This window comes from Acetobacterium wieringae, from assembly GCF_023700225.1.
GTDB classification, from domain to species: Bacteria; Bacillota; Clostridia; order Eubacteriales; family Eubacteriaceae; genus Acetobacterium; species Acetobacterium wieringae.
Genome location: NZ_CP097897.1, coordinates 2153790 through 2179406 on the forward strand (window position 1 = coordinate 2153790; position 25617 = coordinate 2179406).

Below are 25617 nucleotides of genomic sequence, written 5' to 3' on the forward strand. Positions count from 1 at the left end.
GGAGTCGTTTAACCACTAAGCATCTTTTTTAATAAAAGGAGATTGAAATGATAATATATAAACAAAAGGATTTTTTAACCTATATGCCCGATGTGCAGGAGTGCAATAAAAGTATCTCTGATTTAAATGACCAGTGGGATAATATTAAACTGCTATCTGAAATCAACTGTCCGATCCAATCAAAAAGTGTTCTTCCCAATATGACAAAAATTCAAAATGGCTTTATTGATTTGCAGGAAGAGCTGATTGACACCCTCGTTTCTGAAAAACTAAAAAAAATGGAGCAGAAGATTATTTCGAAAACCCAGGTGGCCATCGATATTCTCATCCGCAACCTGTTCGAAAGAACCGCAGATATTGGTTTTCTGGCCACTGATGACGATATTCGCCGCTTTGTCGAAAACCAGGATCGCACTGACAGTGACCGCAACTTGATTTTGAGACGGATGCGGGACTATGTTGCGAAATACTCCGTTTATGAAGATATTATCGTCCTCGATAATAACTACCGGGTATTGGCAAACCTTGATGAGCAAAATGAAATCCTGGGAAAACAGATCAAAGGACCCAATCTGATCAAGACAATGGATGGGGAACAAAATTTCGTCGAGTATTTTAAGAATTCGAAACTCCAATATGGTGATAAAAATTCTCATATTTTTTCCAGTCGAATCTGCCGGGAAGGGACTTCCCAGGCGATCGGTCTGATCTGTTTGTGTTTCCGCTTCGAAAATGAGATGGCTCAAATCTTTGAAAAATTAACCAACGATTACGACGGCTCGGTGATGACCATCATCGACGACACCAACATGGTCATCGCCAGCAGTGATGAAAACCATGTCCCCACCGGTACCATTGTTGAACCCGTCGAATCTGGTGTTAATGGTGTTGTCTACTATCGGGGCTCTGATTACATTGCCAAAACCATTGCCACTCAAGGTTACCAGAAATACTATGGTCTGGGCTGGAAAGGTCATGTGATGCTACCTCTCCATCTGGCTTTCCGAGATAATCGAAATCTGAAAAGCATTGATACATCGGTGACCACCGGTTTGATGCATCAGGCCGACTCATTTTCGTCAGAACTTAATGAAATTATCAATAAAACCCAAACCATTAACGGGTCACTCAAACGCATCGTCTATAACGGTCAGATCATTGCCAGAGATGATAGTATCGATGCCGAGTATTCACGCCTAAAACCAATTTTAAGAGCCATTGGACGGATCGGCACTAACACCAGCAGTCTTTTTCAAAGCTCCGTTTCCAATCTGTTTTCAACGGTTGTCTCGACCAGCCTCGTCGATACCAGCTTTTTAGCCTCATTATCGGTGGATATCATGGATCGGAACCTTTATGAACGCGCTAATGATTGCCGCTGGTGGGCATTGGATTCGACGATTCGGCGTATTCTTGCGAAAGACGTGCGAACAACTTCCGAAGAAAAACAGTTAACTGAGATTCTTGTCTATATCAATGATCTTTACACCGTTTACAGCAATTTATTTATTTTTGATAAAACTGGAACCATCATTGCCGTTTCAAATCCCAATCGTAGTGAAGATATTGGCAAAACGCTCACAGACCCCTATATCAGTGAAGTTCTGGCTAACTCCAAACAGGAAAAGTATTTTGTTTCGCCTTTTGAGCAAACAGCATTGTATGATCATCGTCACACCTATATTTACGGGGCATCCATCACCGATTTTAATAATCCTAACCGCACTGTTGGTGGTATCGGCATCGTCTTTGACAGTGAAGATCAGTTTCGGACCATTTTAGAAGAGTCCCTCCATTCTGATAATAATTCATTTGCTGTCTTTGCTGATCGCAAAAAAATGATTCTATCAACAACTAACGAAGCTTATCACGTTGGTGATATACTGGATTTGCCCGATGAACTGTTCACTGTCGCCAATGGCAAAACCCGATCCGAAATTCTTGTTTACGAAAACAGTTATTATTCCATAGGCTGTGCCTGTTCTTCCTGTTATCGTGAATACAAAAATTCAGACGGGTACCATAATGATGTCATTGCTTTTGTTTTTGAAAAAATGGCAGACTATGCTGAGATCACCATTAATAGATCAAATGATAAAGAAATCGAGCAATCTGACTTTGCTTTCTCAATGAACAATGAACATAAGAAACTGGCCACCTTTGTTATTAATGGCCAGGTTTATGGTTTAGAGCAGTCATATGTTGTTGAAGCACTCGAAGCCAGCAAAACCATTTCAGTTCCGGGTACCAATGCTGTAATTCGGGGGGCTGTAGAATTTAATGATCACTATTATGCAGTAGTCGATGCCCTGGCCTTATTTGACAAAGATGACCCCAGCCTGAACACCTCCCATCTGCTATTATTAAAATTATCCGATGATGAAATGATCGCCATTCAAGTTGAGAAACTGGTGAGCGTCCTGGAAATTAATTTAAATGATATCCAACCCGTAGAAATTTCATCAGCGATAACAGGCATAATCTGCCTAAGCGATGGTTCCGACCGAACCATTCTGGAAATGGATCCGCAGATTATCCTTGAAAAACTGGTTGAAAACCAGGTTGATGAAGATCTGGAAGCAGCGCTTCCCCTACTGGAATCGATGGAAACAAATTAAAACTTTACAATCATACAAATCAAAATATATCTACTATAAAAAAGCCCGGGTGCCGCAATAGCCTTTAATATCGGCATTCTGCACTCGGGTAATTAATTTTAGTCGTGTTTACTTAGCATCAATATCAATCAGTATCGCACCGTCTTCGACCTTCACCGGATAACTGCGATCATTCTCCATTTTAAATTCCAAAAATAAAATCTTCGGTTTTCCCAAACCCTTGCCAGTTTTTGCGTCATATTTTGCACCATGTCTTGGACAGGTAATAATACCATCCCTCAAGGTGCCTTTGTACAAAGATCCTCCCATGTGGGGGCATTTATTTGATATGGCATAATAATCCCCATCCACCTTTGTCAGCAAAATTTTTTCGTTATCCAATTCAATCAGTTTCTTTTCAATTTGCGCAAACTCCTGTATTTCAGCAACTTTCTTAAACCCCATTTTTCCCTCCTGTGTGCATAATTTTAGTTGTTTTACCCCAAATATATAATCCCAAACAAGACACGTTCACTCATTGATTGACAAATATATTGATTTTCCCTATAATGAAACTGAGTATTAATAAATCCAACCAGTATTGTCACGTTTTAAAATTTTAAGAAGAGGTGATATTATGTCAGCAAAAAAAGTATTTACAACCGAGCAGGCAAAAGAAATTGGCAGAATGCTAGGAATCAGTTGGAGTAAATTTGACATTGAGCAGTTTCGAATGGGCATGGATGTTGAGCTCGAGCATGGCACCGATAACTCCCGCACAAACGTAACTGGCGATGATCCTTTCGTCACCGGAAAAATTGCCCTGGCTCACCTGAATGAATTTCCCGATTATTATACCCGTCTGGAAAAAATGGAAAAAGAGGCCGAGGCTTTTTGGGAAGGCAAATAACTATTAATGATGACCCTAAGAGAATTCTTTGACAAAAGGATTCTCTTTTTTTCTATACGTTACTTTACGCCATCTAAAATCGTGACGATTTGTGAAAAAATATCTTGGATTCCGCCATCGCCCTTGATTTTATGAAGAATTCCTTTGTTTCTATAAAATTCCAAAATTGGCTCAGTTGTTTGATTATAAATAGCCAATCGGTCTAGAATGATTTCTTCCTGATCATCCGCTCGGTGTATTAAAGGGGTTCCACAAACATCACATTCTCCCGTTACCTTTGGCGGGTTATATTTGATATGATAACTTTCACCACATTTTGGGCAAACCCGTCGTCCCATAATTCGTTCAACAATGATCTCTTTTGGCACATCAATCAAAAAAACGAAATTAATCTGTTCGTTCTTTGCCTTCATGATCTGATCCAGAGCCTCAGCTTGCTTTTTGTCACGGGGAAAGCCATCGAGCAAAAACCCTTTTTGGCAGTCATCATTTTTTAAGCGTTCATCGACAAGACCAATCGTGAGTCGATCTGGAACCAACTGACCTTTTTCCGTATAAGTGCTTATTTCTTTGCCTTCTGTTGTGCCTTCTTTAATTTTTCTACGAAAGATATCCCCGGTCGAAATATGGGGAATGCCATAGTGTTCACAAATCAATTTTGCCTGAGTTCCCTTCCCCCCTCCGGGGGTTCCTAATAAAATTATTCTCATAAAAAATCCTCCAAAATTAAAATGTGTTACTTGGCATAGTCTACAACAGTAATATTCAGGGCTTGACGATCTGCCAAACAGATGTCAAAGGGTTTTATTTCATAATCGCCATTCTTAAAAATTCGTATATTCGGGCGCATACAAAAGCTCTCAAAATTATCTGTGACGATACCCGACAATCCATTGCTTAATTTAACGGTTGTTCCAACCGGATAAGGGGCGATTTTTCTAACAAACACCCGCACCAGCTCCGGGTCAAAGAGATTTCCGGTCCCACCCATAATATATTCAATTGCTTCTGAGGGCAATAACCCTTTTCGGTATGGCCGATCTGAAGTCAGGGCATCGTAAACATCGGCAATGGAGATAATCCGCCCATATAACGAGATCTTGTCACCTTTTGCATTGTTCGGGTATCCTCCGCCCGAGAACTTCTCGTGATGATCCAGAATTCCAGCCTGTGCTCCCACACTGCCAACATATTCACTGGCCAGATATTCAAACCCTAAAAATGAATGCTTTTTCATTTCAGAAAACTCAATATCCGTCAAGGGACCTTGCTTATGAAGAATGTCTTTTGGTACAAAGACCTTTCCTATATCATGAAGTAATGCTCCAAATCCAAGGTTGCATAAATCTGTTTTATCAAGGCCCATGGCTGTTCCAAGACCTATGGATAATACCGCAACATTCACTGAATGAAAATAAGTATAGTCATCGAAAACTTTCAGATCAACCATATTTAACATCATTTCCTTGTTCCTAAGGATCACATCCACTATTGTTTCAACTTGATCTTCCATCTCAGTGAACTGTTCTTTTTGAACCGGCTGGTTATTCTCTTTACAAATAAAAATCTCTTTGATCCCGTTAACGGTCTTCGTTCTCAAACTGCTGTCAATCGTCTTCACAATTGGAATGCTCTGGATCTGTTCCTCTTCAATAAAGAGACCATTACACTTAAACTTATGAATTTTATGAATTAATTCTATATTTAAAACTGTTTTTCTCGGAAGTACCAGTTCACCCCGATCCCCAAACAGATCCGACGCAACAACCATTCCTTCTCGTAAACAAAATATTGGCACGAATCTCATAATTGTCCTTCCACAGTAACCTCTTGCAACCCATGCTTCTTTGAATGGGCTGTTAATAATTTATTATTATAAAGTAAGCTTTATCTGAAATAAAGTTTGTTTCTTTAGATACGATGATATCTGTTTACCTTATTTTTGTCAATAGTATTTTGAAAACGATTATTGACTTTTAGTTCTACTAAAAAGAAAAACGCCATTCTAATCGGTTTGATTACAATGGCGTTTTACGGTCGCATTCGTTTTTCTGTTTCTTATTTTAAGTTCGTGAAGAAGTTGCCAATTTCCTGGAAAAAGTTCTGCACCTGCTGGAAGAAGCCCTGGGTTTGCTGGCCTGCCTCCATCAACTTAATAAATGTATCCGGATCCATATTCAGTTCATTGAACTTATTTACCAAAACTAAGATTTCTTCAACTTGCTGGTCATCCAAAACAGTATCATATTTTTCTGCCGTCTCAACGATCAGTTCTCGAATCTGATCATCATTCATCGTTTTGGTCTGGGCAATTTCTCCTTTTAAACTATTGATAATATTAACCGCATCATCTCCGATGGCATCCTGAAGTTCTCCAACTACCACAACTTCTTCAACAGCCGTTGTTTTGGCCGCTTCATCAAGGCTATCACCGGTTGCTGCTTCATAGGCTTTATAGATGCCAGTCAACGCACCCGTTCCGGATACCGGCGTATAGGCTGCAACAATCACCTTGGCATTCTTGATTCCCGCCGTTCCCAAGGCCGATTTATACATCTCGTCAGTGACCCAATCAATATTGTGGGTTTCCAGGTCGATTCCGCCAGAACTTTTTTCCTGGACATAAACACTGGATAAGGCCAAAGACCCAATTTTATCAAGCGATACAACACCTTCCAGATATTCCCGTTCATCCGCATTGGTTACCACCGTTTCCTCGACATCGCCCCGTTTAATATCAAAATAACCATAAACCGTTTTGAGTTGGGCTTCAGTATTGTCTGCACCAATCGCCACACAGGCACTTTTCGAGTCCGCCAACACCGGACTAACCATTGCCAGCGATAGCACAATCGCTAAAACGCCTGATAATATTTTCTTTTTCATTCTTCACCTCGCATAATCACTGTCGCTTAAATTAATATTTTACAGCCAAGTTATCATAACAAAAATTCCTATTTTTTTACTTAATTATAACCAACAACGGATCAGACCAAAATCGTCATCCAAAGAAAAAAGTCGACTGCATAAGCAATCGACTTTTTGTTTTTAAATTGGTGCGAGAAAAGGGATTTGAACCCTCACTGCATTGCTGCAACAGATCCCTCAAACCTGCGTGTCTGCCAGTTCCACCATCCTCGCATAATAACAGGTGTTTTGACCCTGTTTTTTTATTATAACGGAATGGCTTAATAATTTCAACTATTTTTTTTACATATCGACATTTTTTTGAATTTTTCATTATGGCAAGATTATCTCACTAATAACTTTCTTCGACTAAAATAAACATTGATTGTGATTAAAAGATCATTCATGCTGCCATTATTTTCGATAATTGTATCAGCCAGAGCGATTTTTTCTTCATCTGACATCTGCATCTCAATTCGTCTGATTGCCTGCTCCCTGGTCAGATTATCTCTCTCCATGATCCGCTCAATGCGAATCTCTTTGTCTGCAACCACCAAAATCGTCTCATCGACCGTATTTTGCAGATTTGTTTCGAAAAGCAGGGGACAATCATAGAAAACTGTCGGAATTCCTGATTTTCGATAAAAGCTGATTTGCTGATCATAGAGTTTTTTTACTTCCGGATGAATCATCGCATTGAGTTTTATCCTGGCATGGTCATTATTAGCAATAATCTCTCCCAGCATACTACGATTTAATTCCCCATTTTCATCAATGACCGTCTCTCCAAAAGCCATTATAATTTTCTTTAGGCCAGGACTTTCCGGCTCAACTGCCTGGCGAGCTAATTGATCCGCATCAATGACAATGTAGTTAAAGCGTTTTTTTAAAATATCTGTGACCGTGGACTTGCCTGAAGCAATTCCACCTGTTATTCCAATGATTCTCATTACTACACCTGCTATTTCACATCATACCAGGACAACCCGGTGTTTACATCCACCGTTAACGGCACACTTAATTGAGCCGCCCCTTCCATTTCTTCTTTAATCAGTACCTCCACCTGGGCGCATTCATTTTTAGGGGTATCAATGATCAACTCATCATGCACTTGCAGGATCAGCTGTGCTTTTAGATTCTCCGCATTTAGGCGTTTATAGACTTTAATCATGGCAAGCTTGATAATATCCGCTGCACTCCCCTGAATTGGGGTATTTAGGGCCATCCTTTCACCCGCTTGAACCAGCATGGCATTTCTGGAGTTCATTTCCGGAATGTAACGTCTTCTTCCCCAAATGGTGGTCACATAACCTTCTTCTTTAACCTGTTGTTTGACATTATCCATATAAGCCTGAACTTTGGGATAACGGGAAAAATAACGGTTGATATAATCTTGCGCCTCATTTCGGGAGATTCCCAGATCTTTCCCCAAACTAAAAGCCTGTTTGCCATAGATCAGTCCAAAATTAATGGCCTTGGCCTGGCCACGCTGGGTTCGGGTAACGGCATCCAGTGAAATCCCAAAAATTTCAGAGGCGGTGCGAGTGTGTATATCCTGTTCTTTTCTAAACGCATCGATCAAGTTTTCATCCCCTGAAAGGTGGGCTAAAACCCGGAGCTCAATCTGCGAATAGTCGGCATCCACCAAAATACGATCACTCGTCGAAGGTACAAAAACCCGCCTGATCGCTCGTCCCATTTCTGTTTTTACCGGAATATTCTGCAGATTAGGGTTCGAACTGCTAAGCCTTCCAGTTGCCGCCACGGTCTGGTTAAAGGTTGAATAAATCTTCTGGGTTTTGGGTTCTACAAAAGCCATCAACCCCCGGCCATAGGTCGAATCCAATTTTGACAGCATCCGATACTCAATAATTTTTTCAATGATGGGATGAAAATGAATCAGTTGCTCCAATACTTCGATATTGGTTGAATAACCAGTTTTGGTCTTTTTCACTATCGGCAGTTTTAGCTGTTCAAAAAGCACCTCTCCCAATTGTTTGGGAGAGTTAATGTTAAAACTTTCCGTTTCGGCCAGTTCGTAGATATCACTGGTGAGACTGGTAAGCTTGCTCTCAAACTCACCTGAAAGCACTTCAAGTTGGCTTAAGTCAATTTTAAATCCCAGTTCCTCCATCGATACCATCACTTCCAATAAAGGCATTTCGATGGTCTTAAATAAGGTCATCATTTCCGTTGTTTCAAGTTCTCTTTCCAGAACAGCTTTTAAATCTTTGATGGTTTCACAGTTTTTGATCATATAGTCAGCTAGTAGCTGTTCGTCCAAGTCTTCTGCCTTGATCATTTTTTTGCCTTTCCCAAACATTTCCTCATCATCCAGAATCATTCGATTGAGATACTGATAGGCGGCAGATTTTAAGTCATAGCGCTGATCACCAGGACTCAATAGATAGGTGGCAATATAGGTATCAAAGGCTTCGTTAACTTCACAAATGCCGTTTTTATGAAAAATATGAATCAGGTTCTTTAAATCCTGGCTAACCAGTGCGATTGTTTTCATATTGGGCAAATTTTTGAGCTTATCAAAAAATTTCAAGTTTACAACCGCCGCTGGAATTAAGGTAGTAATAGCTCGTTTCAATTCCAAGGGCAAAATAAATCTGGGTATCCTCTTGATGATAATATATGATCACTTCTGCGGCGTTTGCCATTTTATTAAACAATTCATCCATTTCAGCAGCCGTTTTTATCCAACGAAAGTCAAGGCATTTTTCGATGGTTTCCACTGTATCGGTTGCATCTATTTTTGATAATAATGTATTAAATTCCAATTCCTTGAGCAATGCAATGCTTTCAGGATTAAAAATATCGTGAAAGCTCAGTTCTTCAAAGTCACCCTGCCAGGGAACGTCCCGTTTTATGGTTCCCAACATCCGACTCATAAAAGCATCATCTTTTCCAGCGATGATTTTTTCCTTTTGCTTACCTTTTTGATCGTCAATGTGATCATAGATCGCTTCCAGATTTCCATATTGCTGAATCAATTTGATCGCTGTTTTTTCGCCAATTCCCGCAATTCCGGGAATATTGTCCGATTTATCACCCATCAGCGCTTTTAAATCAATCAGATCCGGGGGTGTCAAACCATACTGATTTTGTACCCAGGCTTCATCAACTTCTTCCAATTGAGATATTCCTTTTTTAGTATACAAGACCTTAATTTGCGGCCCCACTAACTGAAAAGCATCCCGATCGCCGGTGATGATTTCTGTTTTGATCCCTTTTTCAGCTCCGATGGTAGCCAATGTGCCAATAATATCGTCAGCTTCATAACCCTCCAGCTCAACAATGGCAATGTTCATTTTTCTTAGTAGCTCTTTTAAAATTGAAAACTGTTCCGCCAGAAGCTCTGGCATATTGAGACGTCCGCCCTTATAGTCGTCATAAGCCAGATGTCTGAAGGTTGGCCCCTTAAGGTCGAAGGCAATCCCTAAATAATCCGGTTTATATTCATCTTGAATTTTAACTAATATATTAACAAAACCATAAATGGCATTTGTCGGCACGCCCTTGGAATTTGACATTTCCCGGATAGCGTAAAAGGTTCGGTAAAAAAGACTGTTCCCATCGATTAAGATACTTTTCATTTGATCTCGCTTTCTCTTTCTTTACTCTCAATAATACAAATATAGTTATTATACCAAAAGTATTGACGATTGAACATTGAATAAATTGAAAAGCTTCACTTGACAATTATTATTGACAGAGTTATACTGTTTTTGACAATAATAGTTGTCATCATGACATTTATTATTGTCAAAACAATTATGGGCTCTGGAGGTGCCATTGTGGGATTGAAGAATCGCTTGAAGGAATATCGTGCGCGCGATAATCTGAACCAGTCAGATTTGGGAAAAATGGTCGGCACATCCCGACAAACAATCAGTCTGATTGAACGGGGTGACTATTCCCCATCTGTTATTTTGGCTCTAAGAATCGCTAAAGTATTTGGAACAACCGTTGAAGAACTATTTTTATATGAAGAGGAGTAAACAATGAAAATACAAAAACAGACACTAAAATTTTTAATCGCCATCATCGTCTCATCACTGATTGGCGGATTATTGGGTTGGTTCATTATTCATTTTGAAACCGCAATCTTCCACGGTTTATTAAACTTTCAAAATTTGATCTTGCATAACAATTTATACATTCAATTCTTTATCTTTGGATTATGCGCATTGCTGATACTAATTATCTTCTTCTCAGTAAAACATAAATTAAATCGTCTAGATCCTAATGATGATGCCCTTTTTGATCAGATTGATCATCAGCTTGGTGTTTTACTTCCGCTAATTTCGGCAACCATGATCAGTGGATTTTGTCTCTTCGGAATCACCGTTACTAATGCCCTGAATGAACCTGTACTTATTGGTCTGGTTCTATTTTTACTCAATACATCGTTTGCTTTAATCATGATGGTTCTTACGATAAAATTGACAAAAGTTTTGTATCCCGAGAAAAAAGGCAACCCACTCGATTTTAACTTTGACAAAGAATGGATCAAAAGTTGTGATGAAGCTGAAAAATTTGTGATTTACAAGGCGTCCTATCGTTGCTACCAACTCATGAATTTTGTTTACTGCGGTGTTATGACATTGTGTCTGCTCATTTCCATTGCAGTTAATATTGGCATCTTTCCTTATTTACTGATTGGGTTTTTATGGATTACTCAAACTCTGGTTTATGCTAGATCTGCCAACCGATTTCAGCATGGACAGCTGGACAATGTCCAATAATTTCACTAAAGTAATATAATTTTTATAGGAGTTGCCAACAATGAAGAAAATTTTAGCCAAAGCCCAGTGTGAAGGATGGACCTATCTTGAACAAGGTCTTGTTTGCGGAAATCGAATGGAGTTTATCAAAAACGAAAAACGAATTGGTATCACCCTTAATCCGGCTACTTATCAATTGACAAATATGTCACCGTCGCAAATGCAAGTTGTAATGAAGGCTGATGCCTTATATTCAGGAAATAATCCCATTGTAGCCAAAATCCGAAACCTATCCTTTGAAGATCAAACCAATCTAACTGGGGTCGCCCGAGAAATATTTTTACTGATTTGTGAAGAAGAATAACACACCAAAAACCGCATTTCTATTTTGCATCTTTTATCTAAAAAGTACCGTTTTGAAACGATCATCAAAACGGTACTTTTAGTTTATCGACATTTTTTAGTTATTTTATTGAGTTCTACGATCTATTCTTTAAAAGCTCATAATAAAAGGGATTTTAATGATTAATCACCTTATTCAGTTCGCCCTGAATCTCATTCATCAAATAATCAGTATAGGGGATTTCCGTAAAGAGACGTCCTTCCTGATAGGGTTTAAGGGCGGTTTCACCGCTTTCGGTTTGCTGGCCGTTGAGCAGTTCACCGACGCCCACATTTCTGAAGGCATCATGAGTTTCCCCAATGGCTTTTAAAATCTTGCCCGGACAGGCGGATCCCAGATCGGTTGAGAGAATATCCGCGATGGCCTGAGCCATTTTCAGATTACTCAGTTCCAGGGGATTGTCCACAGCTTCTTTTACTTTTAGTAACCGTCCTTCGGTATTGACAAAGGTGCCACTCACTTCCGGGAAGGCCAGGGCTGGCAGCACCACGTCAGCTTTCTGAGCGGCATCTGTCAGATGAGTATCCTGCACCATTAAAAAGTCATAGCCACTTAAGTCAGCATTGGGATCTTCACCAAAAAGCAGCAGCGCTTTGGCATCGGCCAGAACTTCCGGGGTATTGGTCACCCCAAGGGCAGTGAGTCCCCGGCTGTTGTTCTTAACAGCCACTCTGAAGATACCGCTGCGTCTGCCGTCTGTTTTGCCCAATAGCGCCAGTATATCGCCGACCAAAGCAGATGCTTCTTCCGTGATATACTTATCACCCAGTACCACCACCAGGTTTTTGGCATTGACCAGACCTTCGCCGATAATCTGGGCTTCGTCACCGATGTCAAAGTCTTCCAGGGATGCTTTTAACTGCTCCAGATTGTTGAGATCAGTGTTGATGGTTCCGTTTTCCAGCACATACTTGGTAATTTCTCCCAAAAACTCCAGATCCTCGCATTCGGTGATAAACTCATCGGCGATGTGATCATAACCGCTTTCCAGATGGTTGATGACAAAAATACTGGCGCCGTTTTTTGATGCCTGGGTGAGCTTATACTTGACAATCGGGTTGTTGACCGGCAGCATACCCAGGACCAGAATGGTATCGGCGGTCACAATGGCGTTCATATCCCGGATCTGATAATCACTCTTGAGAACGTCTTTCGCACCATCATGACGGTTGCTGAAACTGAAGGTTTCCGCCCGGAGCACTGCCGCCAGCCGGGTGAAGGTATGGATTTCTTCGTTGGTATATTTGGGTGAAATCCCCATCTTCACAGCATTAGCACCATAGCGGGCGGCAATACTCTGGGATTTTTTGGCAATGGCAACCAGGGCATCATACCAGGTGGCTTCGATAAGCTCGCCTTGTTTGTTGCGAATCAGCGGAGTGGTGATGCGATCGCCCCACTGCACCAGGTTGGTGCCGAAGCGCCCCCGACCGCACATGACCCCCTGGTTGATCTCCTGATGGTTTTTCCGGGGAATCGCTTTAATAATGGTATCACCCTTGGATTCAATAATAATCTGGCAACCGGCAGAGCAGTAACCGCATGTGGATTCGGTTTTATCAGTATCCAGCGGGATCTGTTTAATGCCGGTGAGACCTTCTCTTAAGGCGCCGGTGGGACAGACCGAGATACACAGGCCGCAGCTGACACAGCCGGTGTCTTTTAGTGGTTGGCGCAGGGCTGGTTCGACAATGGTTTCAAAGCCCCGATCAACCAGACCCAGAGCCTGGACGCCGACGATTTCATCGCAGACCCGGACGCAGAGACCACAGGTGATGCACTTGCTGTTATCCCGGATGACAAAGGGGTGGTCGTCCTGAATTTTTGCTTCCGGATTCTTTCCTTTGAAGCGGTCGGGTTTGACCGCATATTCGTTGGCATAGGCCACCAGCTTACACTCAAAATAATCCTGGCAGCCGCACTCGAGGCACCGTTTGGCTTCTTCCACGGCCTGGAGTGGGGTATAGCCTTCGACGACTTCGAGGAAGTTGTCGTTGCGTTCTTCCGGTGCCAGATGAGTCATTGCCGGCCGTTTATTTTTCTTGATGCTTTCGAGGTAATCCTGATCGACGACTTCCCGGGTAACATAATAGGGTTCATGGTAGGCAATGGTTTCACCGTTTAAGTAGCCTTCAATAAAGGGCACGGCTTTTTTGGCATCGCCAACGGCTTTGATGACAATGGAAGCGCCGCTGTTGATGCAGTCACCACCGGCAAAAACGCCCTCCAGATTGGTGCGGAAGGTCTGTTCATCGGCCAGCACGGTATTCCATTTGGTCAGCGTCAGGCCATTTTCGCCGCCAATCCCATCCGGGTTGATGCCCTGGCCAATGGCCAGAATCAGGGTATCAATGTCAAGAATCTCTTCTTCGCCGGGAATCGGGATCGGGCTGCGGCCGCTGGCATCGGGCTCGCCAAGGGCCATTTTCTGAAGCCGGATTTTAACAATCTGGCCGTCATCGCCTTTGATGACTTCAATGGGGTTGGTCAGATTTTTAAAGATCACCCCTTCTTCTTCGGCTTCGATGATCTCGATTGCTTCGGCCGGCATTTCGGCTTTGGTGCGGCGGTAGATATTATAGACTTCCTTGGCGCCTAAACGGATGGCAGTCCGGCAGGCATCCATGGCGGTGTTGCCGCCGCCGACAATGGCGACTTTTTTACCGAGAACGATGGGTTCGTTATTGGCCACCTGCCGCAGCAGTTCAATTCCGCCGATGACACCGGTAGCGTCGATACCTTCGCATCTTAGTCCGGAACTGGTCCAGGCGCCTAATGCGACGTAGACGGCGTCATGGCTGTTACGGATGGTGTCAAAGGGGATATCGGTACCGACCCGGGTGTTGTTTTTAAAGACCACCCCCATGTCTTCGATCAGTCCCACTTCTTCGTCAACCACGCCTTTGGGCAGTCGGTATTCAGGAATCCCGTAACGCAGCATCCCACCCATTTTGGGCATGGCGTCATAAATGGTCACGGCATGACCGGACTGGATCAGGTAATAGGCAGCGGTGAGTCCGCCGGGGCCGCCGCCGATAATCCCGATGGATTTTCCAGTGTCTTTGGCAATTTCCGGTACAAACATCGCATGGGTCATATCAAAGTCAGAGGCAAAACGTTTGAGCCAGGCAATCGAGATGGGCTCATCGACTTCCCCCCGGCGACAGGCGGTTTCACAGGGGTGGGGGCAGACCCGGCCAATGGCTCCGGGCAAGGGTAATTGTTCTTTGATCAGTTTTAAAGCTTCGGAAAATTCGCCGTTGGCAATTAGGCCGACGTAACCCTGACAGTCGGTGGTGCCGGGACAGGCCCGCTTACAGGGGGCGACGCAGTCGCCGATATGTTTTGAAAGCAGCAGCTCCAGGTTGGTTTTGCGGGATTCAATGACCCGGGGGGTCCGGGTGCTCACCACCATGTTGTCGCTGATTTCAGTGGCGCAGGCTTTCAGGATTTTGGGAATCCCCTGGACTTCCACCACACAGAGGCCGCAGGAACCGTAGATCTCCAGGCGGTCGTCATAGCACAGGGTGGGAATATCAATTGCATTTTCCCGGGCGACGTCTAAAATGGTTTGTCCGGGAATGCCGGTGACTTCTTTTCCATCGATGTTCAGTTTAAATTTTTTCATTCTCCCACTCCTTTCTAGTCAATGATGACGGAATCAAATTTACAGACAGTGAAGCATTTGCCGCACTTGATACAGAGGTCCTGATTGATCTCATGGATCTGCTTCTTTTCGCCGCTAATCGCATCTACGGGACAGTTCTTTTTACAGGCACCGCAGCCGACGCATTTGTCTTTATCAATGGTGTAGGTTAACAGCGGCTTGCAGCTTCTGGCGGTACACTTTTTATTGTAAATATGATCTTCGTATTCGTTACGGAAATATTTGATGGTGGTCAGCACCGGGTTGGGGGCGGTCTGACCGAGGCCGCACAGGGAACCGTCTTTGATCTTGTAACAGAGTTCTTCGAGCAATTCGATGTCGCCGTCTCTTCCTTCACCTGCAGTAATCCGGTTGAGGATTTCCAGCATCCGCGTGGTACCCACCCGACAGTAGGTACATTTGCCGCAGGATTCTTTACAGGTAAAATCGAGGAAGAATCGGGCCATGTCCACCATACAGGTGGTTTCGTCCATGACCACCATCCCGCCGGAGCCCATGATGGCACCAGTTTTGGTGATTTCAGCGTAGTCGATCTGGGTATCGAGTAAACTGGCGGGGATACATCCGCCGGAGGGCCCCCCCATTTGCACGGCTTTAAAGGCTTTATCCTGTTTAATTCCACCACCGATATCAAAAATAACATCTCTTAATGTCAATCCCATGGGGATCTCCACCAGACCGCCTTTTCTGACCTTGCCGGTCAGGGCGAAAACTTTGGTGCCTTTGCTCTCTCTGGTGCCCAGAGCGGCATAGGCGTCGCCGCCGTTACGGAAGATCCAGGGCACATTGGCAAAAGTTTCGACGTTGTTGATGTTGGTGGGTTTGTTCCAGTAGCCTTTCTGGGCCGGAAAGGGTGGTTTTAAACGGGGCATGCCCCGTTCCCCTTCCAGTGAGGCGATCAGGGCGGTTTCTTCGCCGCAGACAAAGGCGCCAGCGCCAGCTTTGATCCGCAGGTCGAAGTCGAACCCTGTGTCGAAGATATTTAAGCCGAGATAGCCTTTTTCCCGGGCCTGGTCGATGGCCTTCTGCAAACGGACAATGGCCAGGGGATATTCGGCCCGTACGTAAACAACGCCTTCGCTGGCACCGATGGCTTTGGCCCCGATTAACATCCCTTCAATCAAAGCATGGGGATCGCTTTCAAGCACGGACCGATCCATAAAGGCGCCGGGGTCGCCTTCATCGGCGTTACAGACCATATATTTGGTGGTTCCGGGGGATTTCCGGGCGGCGTCCCATTTGAACCAGGTGGGGAAACCGGCCCCGCCCCGGCCCTTTAAACCGGCAATCTTGACGGTTTCGATGATGGCTTCCGGGGTCAGCTCGGTCAGACATTTCCGGGCGGCCAGGTAGCCGTCAACGGCCAGATAGTCGTCAATCCGTTCGGGATCGATGATCCCGGAGTTGCGCAGCACAATCCGTTTCTGTTTGCCAATCATGGTCAGGTCATCCTGAGAGATCTGTAAATCCGTCAGTTCTTTTTGGGCAACCACGTAGTCGTCAATAATCCGCCGGGCATCGTCGGTGGTGACGTTGACAAAGGTCACCTTGTTGCCAGCATCGTCAACCACGTCAACAATGGGTTCCAGGTAACAGGTGCCGATACATCCGGTTTGTTCAACGGACAGCTCCAGACCCTTTTCGGTGATGATGGTTTCAAATGCGCTCTGTACCTTGTGGGCGCCGGCGGCAATGCCGCAGCTGCCTGATCCGATAATAATTTTCATGCCGTCACCTCCTGGATGCTGGTCTCTGAATCAGTCCCTTCATTACTGGCTTTTTCTTTTAACTCGGCCAGAATATGAGTGGCCTTTTCTTTGGTCAGCTGACCATAGGTATCGTCGTTGATCATCATTACAGGAGATAAACTGCAACACCCCAGACAGGCCACGTTGTTCAGGGTAAACAGACCATCGGCGGTGGTTTCGCCTTCCTTAATCTTGAGATAGTCCATCACCGCTTCTTCCACCAGTTTGGAGCCGTTGACATGACAGGCAGTCCCCTGACACAGCATGATCAGGTATTTCCCGACCGGCTCGAAACGGAACTGGGTGTAAAAGGTGGCCACCCCGTAAACCTTGGCAATACTTATGTGGGTTTCGGCTGCGATATGACGCATCAGCTCCACCGATAAAAAACCATAAAGTTCCTGAGCTTTTTGTAGGATCGAAATCAGACTTCCGGGAATATCAGCATAACGATCCAACACTGGGTTTAGTTCAGTGAAGGGATTTGTTTTTTCCCCGTGACAGCCGCATCCACAATTATGCTCATGTTCGTTTATTTCATGACTCATATAATAAACTCCTTTCAAATTCGGCTAATGAATTATTTCAGTAATTGATAGTCTTCATAATTATACACTTTTTGACACATAAAAAATTGTATATTTTTTCATAATTTAAGTAAAATAACAAAAAAACAAAAGAACCAGAACGGTTACGAACCGCTGAAATTAATTCCAGCGGTTCGATAGCATGTTTTGTTCATAATTATTATGATTTTTATTAATGGGATAATATTTTCCCGCCCCGTTGTAAACCGGTATCACCAGATCGGACAAATTCTAAAATCCCATAGGGTTCAACCATTTCAAAAAAGCCTTCGATTTTATAGCGGGTGCCGGTAATTTCAATAACCAAACTTTCTCTGGCAACATCGACGATATTAGCCCGGAACATATTGGCAATTTCGACAATTTGAGATCGGGTCGTGTCATCAGCCTTCACCTTAATAAAAACCAACTCTCTGATAATAGCTTCATCTGGTTTTAGCTCAATAACGGTAATTACATCAATGAGTTTGTTTAATTGCTTTTTTATTTGCGTTAAAATTTGATCATCTCCGGTCACCGTAATGGTAATCCGGGAAAGTTCAGCATTTTCGGTGGTTCCGACTGTTAGACTGTCAATATTATAACCACGTCTCGCAAAGAGACCTGAAATGCGGCTTAAGACACCAAAATTATTTTCTACCAATAATGATAAACAGGTTTTTTTCTCCATTGTCACTCTCCCTATATCCTTATGAAATCAGGATGAACCTGACATTGAATCAAGGTTGGACCCTGATGCTTGATTACTTCCGGGAGCACCTTGTTAAAGTCAGCGTTTTTATCAACCTTAAAACTTTTAATGCCATAGGCTTCGGCCAGTTTCATAAAATCAATATCGAAATTAATATCCGTTCCACTATAATGACCTTTACCATAGTTATCAAACTGCAGCTGTCGCACCATTCCCAACTTTGTATTGGTAATCAGAATAATATTGACATTCAGCTGATGTTCGGCTATTACTCCCAGTTCACCCATACTCATCTGGAAACTGCCATCTCCACAGACGATAAATATTTCCTTAGGTTTGTCCAAGGTTGCAAAAGCGGATGCCGCAGGCAGCCGGGATACTATAGCCCATGGTTCCCAACCCACCAGAAGTATAGTATCTGCGGTTTTTAATAATCCGATAATACAGAGCAGACCAAATTTGGTTAAGTCCGACGTCACCCACTACCGTAGCATTATCTGAAGTCATTTCCGACATATCTTTAAACAAAATCTTCGGGTTAATCAAATCGCTACATGGCGGATCAGCATCGTAAACCAGCGGGTTCTCGCTGCGAATTGTTTCAATTTCAGCCAACCAACCAGCATGGTCACCAACGGTATCCTTTTGTACCAGTTCGGATAATACCGTTTTGGCATCTCCAACAATCGGGATATTTGTTTCCATATTTTTTCCAATTTCTGCCGGGTCGATATCAATATGAACAAAATCAGTATCCTTTTCAAATTTTGTCAACTGCGATGTCGCGCGATTCGACATTCGTGCCCCAATATTGATGATTAAATCGGCACCATTCATTACCACATTGGAATACTTATAGCCGTGGCTACCAACGATTCCGCAATATAACGGATGATCTTCTGGAAACCCACCAATCCCCATTAGCGAAGTAATTACGGGTATATTGTTCTTTTCTGCAAAGGCTAGTAGTTCTGTTTCTGCATTTCCCAGAACAACGCCACCACCAGCATAAATAACCGGCTTTGTCGCTTCTTTTATCTTTTTTATTGCCCGCTTAATTTGTCCACTGTGACCATTGAGATTCGGCTTGTACCCCATAATGTCAATTTTGTCATAGGTGAGTCCGGTTTTGACATTCTCCAGTTGAACATCTCGGGGAATATCGATGAGAACCGGTCCTGGTCGGCCTGTCGAAGCAATATGAAAAGCCTCTCGAATGATTCTGGGGATATCCGCAGCATTTTGAACCAAATAACTATGTTTTGTAAAGGGAGCGGTTGCACCGGTGATATCTGCCTCCTGGAAGGCATCTGTTCCGATGAGGGCCCGATCCACTTGACCGGTAATGGCAACAATGGGAATCGAATCAAGGTAAGCGGTTGCAATACCGGTTACTAAATTGGTTGCCCCAGGACCTGATGTTGCCAAACATACACCGACACGCCCAGATTCTCTGGCATATCCACTCGCATAATGCGGCGCTGTCTGTTCGTTTCGCACTAAAATATGTTTGATTGGAGATGTTCTAAATGCTTCATAGAGAGGCAGGAGGGCACCTCCGGGATAACCAAACACAAACTCAACATTTTCTCGTTCAAGACATTTTAAAATTAATTTTGATGCTAACAGTGGAATCACTCCCTTTTTAAGTATTTCCGATTATCTTATTAAAATTTAGACATTTTGTCAATGTCTTTTTTCTCACATGAAGAAAATATTTTTGTATGAACGTATCGATACATTAATTATTTTTATAAATGGTCATCTTTCCCAATAACGGGGTTTTAACAGAAATAGCGCCTACCGGACACATTTCCTGACAGCAATAGCAACGAATGCAGCGATTATAAAAATATAAAGGATATTTTCTGCGCTTTCGCTCCACAATCCGGATGGCTTTTTTCTCAACCGGACAACTCGCTTCACAAATCCCACAACCGATGCATTTTTCTTTATCAACGACTGGCTTTTGTATGATGAAATCCTGAATCGGCTTTAATACCGAAAGGGTCGAAGGCTCTCCTTCACTGACAGGAATCCGAACTACATCGAATTCAGGATTGTAAAACTGTTCAAATGGTTCTCCCAGAATTTCAATATTTTCTTCACTCCAATATCCCAGTTCCATTTCTTCTCCATAAGTAATGGTCGGTATATAGGTCGGATCGAGATTAATCATTCTGGCAAAAGTCGCATCCAGGGCCACTGGGTCGTCTGATACCAGCAATACCTTCATTGGCACTGGATTACCCGAGGCCGGTCCATTTCCCTCCATTGCAACAATTCCATCCATAACAAAAAGTCGTAATTTGGGAATCAGATACCGGTTTAAATCCACCAGCATTTTTGAAAAACTTTGGACATTCGGATAGTGTGCATGTGACATGCCTTTGTTTAAACCATATACGCAGCCGAATTGATTTTTGATAGCCCCAGTAATCCGGGTTAACCCATGCGTCTTCATTTTCGGAAGGCTAATGATTGCATCACTTTCCAAAACACCCTGGGCGATTTCAAATTTCTTAGTTCCGATACCCAGCAAAAAATCCATTAGCTGTCCATGACTAAATTCTTTTAATGGTATTTCATAATTTGCTGCGATAGCGGCGAGACCACTCTCTTTCGCTGCCCCCCCGGGAGCGCCGAAGCCAGGTGAATCACCAAAGGAAATGCGGTTACAATTTGCTTCTTTGAGTAGTCGGATCATTGCTTCAAATACCGCCGGATGGGTGGTTATAGCAGCATCCGGGGTTTTTCCTCTTAGTAAATTGGGTTTGAGTAAAATCCGCTCCTGTTCGTTTACAAATTGTCCGATTCCGCCGAGAAGTTCAATGGCAGCTTTCAGTTTTTCATAAACCAGTTCGTTATCATAGGATTCGCAGCCCATAATAACAACCCGGGATTTTTTATTTTCCATTTTTCTCAATGCCTCTTTCCGTTATTTTGATTTTTTTCTCTTTTAATAATTTACCCACTGCTCGTTTAAAAGAACTCTTACTCATATTAAATTCTTTTTTTATTAGATACGCATCGGTTTTATCATTATACGGTAAGAAACCTTGACTTTCATTTAATTTTGTGAGAATGGCAACAGCATCTTTTGGAATTTCTTTATAGGCTTTTTTATTGGGGCTCAAAACCAGCTTTCCGTCATTTCGAATTTCAGAAACGCGGGCGTGAACTTTTTCCCCGCAATGAATGTCTGAGTTTGCATCCTTTATTAATATCAGCCCATGATATAAATTATCGATGGCCACAAAGGCGCCTATTTCTGGATTGATCTGATAAACATAGCCTTCAATCCAATCGCCTACCTTGTAAGGTGCATCAACTTTCAGTAGCGGATAAATTTTCATCGTTGCACATAAGCGATCACTTTTATCGGTATACAGATTAACCAGATAATCCCGGCCTTTTTGAACCTTGACCGTTTGCTCATTGTATGGCAATAACAGATCTTTTTCCAGACCCCAATCCAGAAAAGCGCCAACTTTGGTAATATCTGCGACCTTAAGTGCTGCGAATTCACCTATTTGAATCTTGGGTTCCCGGGTTGTCGATATCAGCCGATCCTTTGAATCCCGGTAGATAAATACATCGATCTGATCCCCAGCCCGGCTGTTCTTTGGCACTTCTTTTTCTGGCAGCAAGACGACATCCGTTGTATCAAATCCATCTGAAAGATATGCTCCAATGGGTGTTATCCGTTCGATGGTCAATGTTTGTACTTTTCCTATTTCTATCATTTTCTTTACCTCATTTATTTAGTAGCCAGGCACAAAAAAGGCCGTGTTCATCACACAACCCTTGCCTTGCCAATTATTTCATGTTTTTTAATTCTCGTCGATTCTGTTCAATTTGATCGTTCATTTCTTTTAACTGTATCTGAAAACTATAAAGCAGTTTGTCAGCATAGTTTTGTGTTCCAGTTTTTAAAGCCTTTGCACTCATATTCGCATTTCTCATAATTTCATTGGCATTGGCTGTAGCTGTTTTCGTTATCTCATTCGTATCAATCAATTCTCTTAATCTTTTTTCAGCCTCCGCTTTAATATGATCCGCTTCACTTTGGGCTGCAAAAATAATCTTTTTACGCTCTGCTACGATTTTTTTTGCCTCTGCCAATTCTTCTGGCAATGAATCTCTTATTTCATCAATAATCTCTATTACTTCTTCAGGATTTACTAACGCTTTAGATGAAAAGGGAAGCGTGTTTCCTTTTTCCACGACTTCTTCTAATTCTGCTAATAAGTCAAGTACCCTCATTTCATACATCCTTCCTCATACTTCTTTTGTATCGCTTTTTCAACGTTTTGGGGGAGAAAATCGGACACGTCTCCCTGATATTTAACAAGTTCTTTTACTAAAGTCGAGCTTAAATATGAATGCTTATTGCTCGTTATCATAAAAAAAGTTTCAATCTCATTATCAAGATGCTTATTGGTCAATGCCATTTGAAATTCATATTCAAAATCCAAAAAAGCCCGAAGCCCCTTGACAATAATATTGGTGTTTCGCATTCTGACATAATCAATCAAGAGCCCATCATAGAAATCAACCTCAACGTTTTCGATGCCGTCAAGACAATCTTTAATTAGCGCCACCCGCTCCTCACAGTTAAAAAGATAGTTTTTGCTGCTGTTAATCATCACACAAACTATCACTTTATCAAATATTTTTGTAGCTCGTTCAATCATGTCGAGATGACCTTTGGTTATGGGATCAAAACTCCCGGGGTAAACTGCAATTTTTGTGCTCATAATTCTCCCTAGAATAATAACTAATTGTCGTGATACCGTATTTTTTTGACTTGTAACACGTCAACTTATTTTTTACTAATGGCATTATAACAGATTTTTCTGTTTCAATCACTAATTTTCCTTTTTCAGAAAGAATTTCTTTTTCAGAGATCATTTCCAGCAAGTGATAAATCTCATCAACCTGACAATACGGTGGATCCACAAAGATAATGTCGCACAGAATCTTATTCCGCGCCAGCATTTCCACCCCACTTTGTGCCGACTGATTAAAGACCCGGGCACGCTTCTCATATCCCAGCAACTGAATATTTTTTGATGTTATTTGTATGCTCTCACTGGAGAGATCAAAAAAGTACGCCGACTCCACACCCCGGCTCAGTGCTTCCAGGCCCATCGCCCCCGTGCCCGAAAACAAGTCAATAAAAACCGCTGCCTCCCGCACCTCATTCTGAAGACTGTTAAAAACGGCCCCTTTGATTTTGTCAGCTGTTGGTCTAATTCTGTCCCCACTGATGGTTGTTAATTTCTTACCGCGTTTTTCGCCGGCAATTATTCGCATTTTGCCTCCTAAGTTAATGATATATCTGCTATATCAATATAAAATGACTTCAGCACGTCGTTTTTAAATGTCATCATTTCCTGATTGTGGGATTCAAAAATGACCTCAGCAATTTCCTTGGTTCGCTTTATCAGGGCCAATTCTTCAGTGGGATTAAGCAAGCCGAGTTTTGGCAAGCCATGCTGTTTAAATCCAAAATAGTCACCCGGCCCTCTTAACTTGAAATCTTCATCCGCAATCTTTCGGCCGTTGCGATTATTGACAATCACCTTCATTCGGGCCAATGTATCGTCGCTTTTAGAATTGGTAACCAGAAAACAATACGACTGATGATTTCCGCGTCCCACCCGGCCCCGCAGCTGATGAAGCTGAGATAATCCAAATCGTTCAGCACTGAGAATCACCATTGTGCTGACATTAGGAACATCGATGCCAACCTCGATAATACTGGTTGCCACCAGACAATCAATCCTGCCCTGGTTGAATGCCTGAATGATTGATTCTTTTTCTTCGCTTTTGAGACGACCGTGGAGGCATGCCATCCGATATTTGGGATCAATTTCTTGCAGTAATTCCAAATATACAGACTCTGTATCCCGAACTGCTTCCAGTTCTTCCGAAGCCTCAATAAAAGGGCATATCACAAAAGACTGCCGTCCCTTTGACATTTCATCCTGAACAAAACCCAGGATCTTATGCAGGGATGCTTCATTATAACAGTAAGTCTTAATCGGTTTCCGTCCTTTTGGAAGCTCATCGATATAGGATACCGCTAAATCACCATAGAGGATCAACGCCAATGTCCGGGGGATCGGCGTCGCACTCATAACTATGGTGTGGGGTTGGTTACCCTTTGATGATAACTGACTCCGCTGTTTAACCCCAAAACGATGCTGTTCATCCGTGATTACCAGCCCCAGATTGTAATACGCCACCGATTGCTGAATCAGGGCATGGGTACCGATGATCACCGACACCTGACCTAGAGCAACCTGTTTTAGTATTTCACGTCTTTCTTTGGCTTTGAGACTACCAGTAACCACTGCCACGGTTACACCGGTATTTTTTAACAGTTCCTTAAAGCTGCGCCCATGCTGCTGTGCCAATATTTCGGTGGGCGCCATATAAGCCGTCTGGTAACCATTTTGCGCCATCAGACAGGCAGCGATCGCAGCAATTACTGTTTTTCCGGAACCGACATCCCCCTGAACCAGCCGATTCATCACCTGACCATTCTTTAAATCGGCAACCATATCGTCGATTACCAAACGCTGGCTGGCAGTCAATTCGTATGGCAAGCTGTTTACAAATGGTTCCAAACCGGTAAACAGATTAATATCAATTTCTGAATATCTTTTTTCCCGGGCACTGGACATGATCCCCATGTTTATTTTCAAGGCCTCATTGAATTTGAGTCGTTGAATTCCTAAAATGACATCTTCTGCCTTGTCAGGAAAATGAATTGCTTTTAATGCGCTCTTCATATCAAGTAGGTTTTCCCCAGAACGGATCACTTCCGGCATTGATTCAGGAATCTCCAGACTATCACAAAAGATCTCTTTGAGTGCTTTCGGGATAAAACTCCCAGGAACACCCTGAATAGTTCGGTAAACTGGTGTCAGTTCAAAAAAAACACCGGGATTACTGGCCTTTACAAATTGAGGATTGGTGATCTTTATGCTCCCATAGCCTTTTTTGATCCTGCCATAAAAATAATAGTCCTGATTCTCCTGAAAGGTATGTTTCAAATAGGGTTGGTTGAAAAATACCGCCGACAGTTTTTTATTCTCCCATAGCAATGGTAACGAAAAAATCGAAAGATTTCCCCGAATCCGCTGAACCCGGCCCGTATCTAAAACCGTCGCTTTGAGAGAAATTTCCTGATCCTCAAAAAAGTGCTCCGGGTCCCCAAAAACGCTACGGTCAATATATTTTTTAGGATAATAAGATAAAAGATTCCCTACCGTCTTGATTCCAACCTTTGCCAGTGCTTCGCTCCGTTTGGGTCCCACCCCTTTAACTTTATCCAGCGAATCTTCCCATTTCATGGCT

General features: G+C 42.8%; 24 protein-coding genes and 1 tRNA gene. 5 read left to right on the forward strand and 20 right to left on the reverse strand.

Annotation, left to right across the window (positions count from 1 at the left end):
- The first annotated feature begins 47 nt into the window (after window positions 1–47).
- Window positions 48–2618 carry a chemotaxis protein CheW gene (locus tag CHL1_RS10475; RefSeq protein WP_250932779.1) on the forward strand — a complete coding sequence of 857 codons (2571 nt, stop codon included), beginning with the start codon at window positions 48–50 and terminating at the stop codon, window positions 2616–2618.
- Window positions 2619–2726: 108 nt separating this feature from the next.
- Here the strand turns inward: CHL1_RS10475 and CHL1_RS10480 are convergent, their stop codons facing one another.
- Window positions 2727–3062 carry a Rieske (2Fe-2S) protein gene (locus CHL1_RS10480; protein WP_070369417.1) on the reverse strand — a complete coding sequence of 112 codons (336 nt, stop codon included), beginning with the start codon at window positions 3060–3062 and terminating at the stop codon, window positions 2727–2729.
- Between the two features lie 172 nt (window positions 3063–3234).
- Here CHL1_RS10480 and CHL1_RS10485 point away from each other — a divergent pair, with 172 nt between their 5' ends.
- Complete coding sequence (locus CHL1_RS10485) at window positions 3235–3507, forward strand: DUF5661 family protein (protein ID WP_026394762.1); 273 nt, start codon at window positions 3235–3237, stop codon at window positions 3505–3507.
- A 59-nt stretch (window positions 3508–3566) separates the two neighbouring features.
- On the opposite strand, the gene CHL1_RS10490 is transcribed toward CHL1_RS10485, so the two are convergent.
- From CHL1_RS10490 to CHL1_RS10520, 7 genes are all read right to left on the reverse strand, one after another.
- Complete coding sequence (locus CHL1_RS10490; RefSeq protein WP_070369416.1) at window positions 3567–4217, reverse strand: adenylate kinase; 651 nt, start codon at window positions 4215–4217, stop codon at window positions 3567–3569.
- A gap of 26 nt (window positions 4218–4243) precedes the next feature.
- Window positions 4244–5278: an HD-GYP domain-containing protein gene (locus tag CHL1_RS10495; protein WP_228883423.1), complete on the reverse strand. Its 1035-nt coding sequence runs from the start codon at window positions 5276–5278 to the stop codon at window positions 4244–4246.
- A gap of 287 nt (window positions 5279–5565) precedes the next feature.
- Window positions 5566–6393 carry a DUF1002 domain-containing protein gene (locus tag CHL1_RS10500; protein WP_070369414.1) on the reverse strand — a complete coding sequence of 276 codons (828 nt, stop codon included), beginning with the start codon at window positions 6391–6393 and terminating at the stop codon, window positions 5566–5568.
- A 168-nt stretch (window positions 6394–6561) separates the two neighbouring features.
- A tRNA-Leu gene (locus tag CHL1_RS10505) sits at window positions 6562–6648 on the reverse strand.
- A gap of 110 nt (window positions 6649–6758) precedes the next feature.
- Window positions 6759–7364, reverse strand: a complete 606-nt coding sequence (gene coaE, locus CHL1_RS10510; protein WP_250932783.1) for a dephospho-CoA kinase — start codon at window positions 7362–7364, stop codon at window positions 6759–6761.
- Between the two features lie 11 nt (window positions 7365–7375).
- Entirely contained in the window at window positions 7376–8968 is a 1593-nt protein-coding gene (gene polA / locus CHL1_RS10515; RefSeq protein ID WP_250932785.1) for a DNA polymerase I, read from the reverse strand.
- Complete coding sequence (locus tag CHL1_RS10520; protein WP_250932786.1) at window positions 8955–10019, reverse strand: 5'-3' exonuclease; 1065 nt, start codon at window positions 10017–10019, stop codon at window positions 8955–8957. Before CHL1_RS10520 ends, polA begins: the two co-directional genes overlap by 14 nt.
- Before the next feature lie 132 nt (window positions 10020–10151).
- On the opposite strand from CHL1_RS10520, the gene CHL1_RS10525 reads away from it, so the two are divergent.
- The 3 genes from CHL1_RS10525 to CHL1_RS10535 are packed head-to-tail and all read left to right on the forward strand — an operon-like array spanning window position 10152 to window position 11514.
- A complete protein-coding gene (locus tag CHL1_RS10525) occupies window positions 10152–10424 on the forward strand; it encodes a helix-turn-helix transcriptional regulator (RefSeq protein WP_458795899.1) in 273 nt (90 codons plus the stop codon).
- A 3-nt stretch (window positions 10425–10427) separates the two neighbouring features.
- Complete coding sequence (locus CHL1_RS10530; protein ID WP_070369410.1) at window positions 10428–11171, forward strand: DUF3169 family protein; 744 nt, start codon at window positions 10428–10430, stop codon at window positions 11169–11171.
- Between the two features lie 40 nt (window positions 11172–11211).
- Window positions 11212–11514: a hypothetical protein gene (locus CHL1_RS10535; RefSeq protein WP_070369409.1), complete on the forward strand. Its 303-nt coding sequence runs from the start codon at window positions 11212–11214 to the stop codon at window positions 11512–11514.
- 154 nt (window positions 11515–11668) lie between these two features.
- Here the strand turns inward: CHL1_RS10535 and CHL1_RS10540 are convergent, their stop codons facing one another.
- The 12 genes from CHL1_RS10540 to recG form a co-directional block, all read right to left on the reverse strand.
- A complete protein-coding gene (locus CHL1_RS10540; RefSeq protein WP_250932788.1) occupies window positions 11669–15181 on the reverse strand; it encodes an FAD-dependent oxidoreductase in 3513 nt (1170 codons plus the stop codon).
- 14 nt (window positions 15182–15195) lie between these two features.
- Window positions 15196–16947 (reverse strand): NADH-quinone oxidoreductase subunit NuoF, encoded by a 1752-nt coding sequence (locus CHL1_RS10545; protein WP_276520380.1) that lies wholly within the window; start codon window positions 16945–16947, stop codon window positions 15196–15198.
- Window positions 16944–17516 carry an NADH-quinone oxidoreductase subunit NuoE gene (gene nuoE / locus CHL1_RS10550; RefSeq protein WP_070371224.1) on the reverse strand — a complete coding sequence of 191 codons (573 nt, stop codon included), beginning with the start codon at window positions 17514–17516 and terminating at the stop codon, window positions 16944–16946. Before nuoE ends, CHL1_RS10545 begins: the two co-directional genes overlap by 4 nt.
- 211 nt (window positions 17517–17727) lie before the next feature.
- Window positions 17728–18225: an acetolactate synthase small subunit gene (gene ilvN / locus CHL1_RS10555; protein ID WP_070371223.1), complete on the reverse strand. Its 498-nt coding sequence runs from the start codon at window positions 18223–18225 to the stop codon at window positions 17728–17730.
- Window positions 18226–18236: 11 nt separating this feature from the next.
- The gene (locus CHL1_RS10560) at window positions 18237–18539 is read right to left on the reverse strand and encodes a thiamine pyrophosphate-dependent enzyme (protein WP_420840467.1); all 303 of its coding nucleotides are present in this window, start codon (window positions 18537–18539) and stop codon (window positions 18237–18239) included.
- Between the two features lie 37 nt (window positions 18540–18576).
- Window positions 18577–19884, reverse strand: a complete 1308-nt coding sequence (gene ilvB, locus CHL1_RS10565; RefSeq protein ID WP_338078215.1) for a biosynthetic-type acetolactate synthase large subunit — start codon at window positions 19882–19884, stop codon at window positions 18577–18579.
- A 103-nt stretch (window positions 19885–19987) separates the two neighbouring features.
- Window positions 19988–21163: a DUF362 domain-containing protein gene (locus CHL1_RS10570; protein WP_250932792.1), complete on the reverse strand. Its 1176-nt coding sequence runs from the start codon at window positions 21161–21163 to the stop codon at window positions 19988–19990.
- Entirely contained in the window at window positions 21153–21992 is an 840-nt protein-coding gene (locus CHL1_RS10575; RefSeq protein WP_070371221.1) for a CvfB family protein, read from the reverse strand. The genes CHL1_RS10570 and CHL1_RS10575 overlap by 11 nt, the downstream gene beginning before the upstream one ends.
- Window positions 21993–22065: 73 nt before the next feature.
- Window positions 22066–22512 (reverse strand): hypothetical protein, encoded by a 447-nt coding sequence (locus tag CHL1_RS10580; protein ID WP_070371220.1) that lies wholly within the window; start codon window positions 22510–22512, stop codon window positions 22066–22068.
- Window positions 22509–23006 carry a pantetheine-phosphate adenylyltransferase gene (gene coaD / locus CHL1_RS10585; protein WP_070371219.1) on the reverse strand — a complete coding sequence of 166 codons (498 nt, stop codon included), beginning with the start codon at window positions 23004–23006 and terminating at the stop codon, window positions 22509–22511. Before coaD ends, CHL1_RS10580 begins: the two co-directional genes overlap by 4 nt.
- Window positions 22969–23565, reverse strand: a complete 597-nt coding sequence (rsmD, locus tag CHL1_RS10590; RefSeq protein ID WP_148636448.1) for a 16S rRNA (guanine(966)-N(2))-methyltransferase RsmD — start codon at window positions 23563–23565, stop codon at window positions 22969–22971. Before rsmD ends, coaD begins: the two co-directional genes overlap by 38 nt.
- 8 nt (window positions 23566–23573) lie before the next feature.
- Window positions 23574–25613 carry an ATP-dependent DNA helicase RecG gene (gene recG / locus CHL1_RS10595; protein WP_250932795.1) on the reverse strand — a complete coding sequence of 680 codons (2040 nt, stop codon included), beginning with the start codon at window positions 25611–25613 and terminating at the stop codon, window positions 23574–23576.
- Window positions 25614–25617 lie beyond the last annotated feature (4 nt).

Bases quoted from the DNA above. Each gene is read 5' to 3' on its own strand.
- CHL1_RS10475 (WP_250932779.1), top strand. From the start codon at position 48: ATGATAATATATAAACAAAAGGATTTTTTAACCTATATGCCCGATGTG.
- CHL1_RS10480 (WP_070369417.1), bottom strand. From the start codon at position 3,062: ATGGGGTTTAAGAAAGTTGCTGAAATACAGGAGTTTGCGCAAATTGAA.
- CHL1_RS10485 (WP_026394762.1), top strand. From the start codon at position 3,235: ATGTCAGCAAAAAAAGTATTTACAACCGAGCAGGCAAAAGAAATTGGC.
- CHL1_RS10490 (WP_070369416.1), bottom strand. From the start codon at position 4,217: ATGAGAATAATTTTATTAGGAACCCCCGGAGGGGGGAAGGGAACTCAG.
- CHL1_RS10495 (WP_228883423.1), bottom strand. From the start codon at position 5,278: ATGGTTGTTGCGTCGGATCTGTTTGGGGATCGGGGTGAACTGGTACTT.
- CHL1_RS10500 (WP_070369414.1), bottom strand. From the start codon at position 6,393: ATGAAAAAGAAAATATTATCAGGCGTTTTAGCGATTGTGCTATCGCTG.
- coaE (WP_250932783.1), bottom strand. From the start codon at position 7,364: ATGAGAATCATTGGAATAACAGGTGGAATTGCTTCAGGCAAGTCCACG.
- CHL1_RS10520 (WP_250932786.1), bottom strand. From the start codon at position 10,019: ATGAAAAGTATCTTAATCGATGGGAACAGTCTTTTTTACCGAACCTTT.
- CHL1_RS10530 (WP_070369410.1), top strand. From the start codon at position 10,428: ATGAAAATACAAAAACAGACACTAAAATTTTTAATCGCCATCATCGTC.
- CHL1_RS10535 (WP_070369409.1), top strand. From the start codon at position 11,212: ATGAAGAAAATTTTAGCCAAAGCCCAGTGTGAAGGATGGACCTATCTT.
- CHL1_RS10540 (WP_250932788.1), bottom strand. From the start codon at position 15,181: ATGAAAAAATTTAAACTGAACATCGATGGAAAAGAAGTCACCGGCATT.
- CHL1_RS10545 (WP_276520380.1), bottom strand. From the start codon at position 16,947: ATGAAAATTATTATCGGATCAGGCAGCTGCGGCATTGCCGCCGGCGCC.
- nuoE (WP_070371224.1), bottom strand. From the start codon at position 17,516: ATGAGTCATGAAATAAACGAACATGAGCATAATTGTGGATGCGGCTGT.
- ilvN (WP_070371223.1), bottom strand. From the start codon at position 18,225: ATGGAGAAAAAAACCTGTTTATCATTATTGGTAGAAAATAATTTTGGT.
- CHL1_RS10560 (WP_420840467.1), bottom strand. From the start codon at position 18,539: ATGAGTATGGGTGAACTGGGAGTAATAGCCGAACATCAGCTGAATGTC.
- CHL1_RS10570 (WP_250932792.1), bottom strand. From the start codon at position 21,163: ATGGAAAATAAAAAATCCCGGGTTGTTATTATGGGCTGCGAATCCTAT.
- CHL1_RS10575 (WP_070371221.1), bottom strand. From the start codon at position 21,992: ATGATAGAAATAGGAAAAGTACAAACATTGACCATCGAACGGATAACA.
- CHL1_RS10580 (WP_070371220.1), bottom strand. From the start codon at position 22,512: ATGAGGGTACTTGACTTATTAGCAGAATTAGAAGAAGTCGTGGAAAAA.
- coaD (WP_070371219.1), bottom strand. From the start codon at position 23,006: ATGAGCACAAAAATTGCAGTTTACCCCGGGAGTTTTGATCCCATAACC.
- rsmD (WP_148636448.1), bottom strand. From the start codon at position 23,565: ATGCGAATAATTGCCGGCGAAAAACGCGGTAAGAAATTAACAACCATC.
- recG (WP_250932795.1), bottom strand. From the start codon at position 25,613: ATGAAATGGGAAGATTCGCTGGATAAAGTTAAAGGGGTGGGACCCAAA.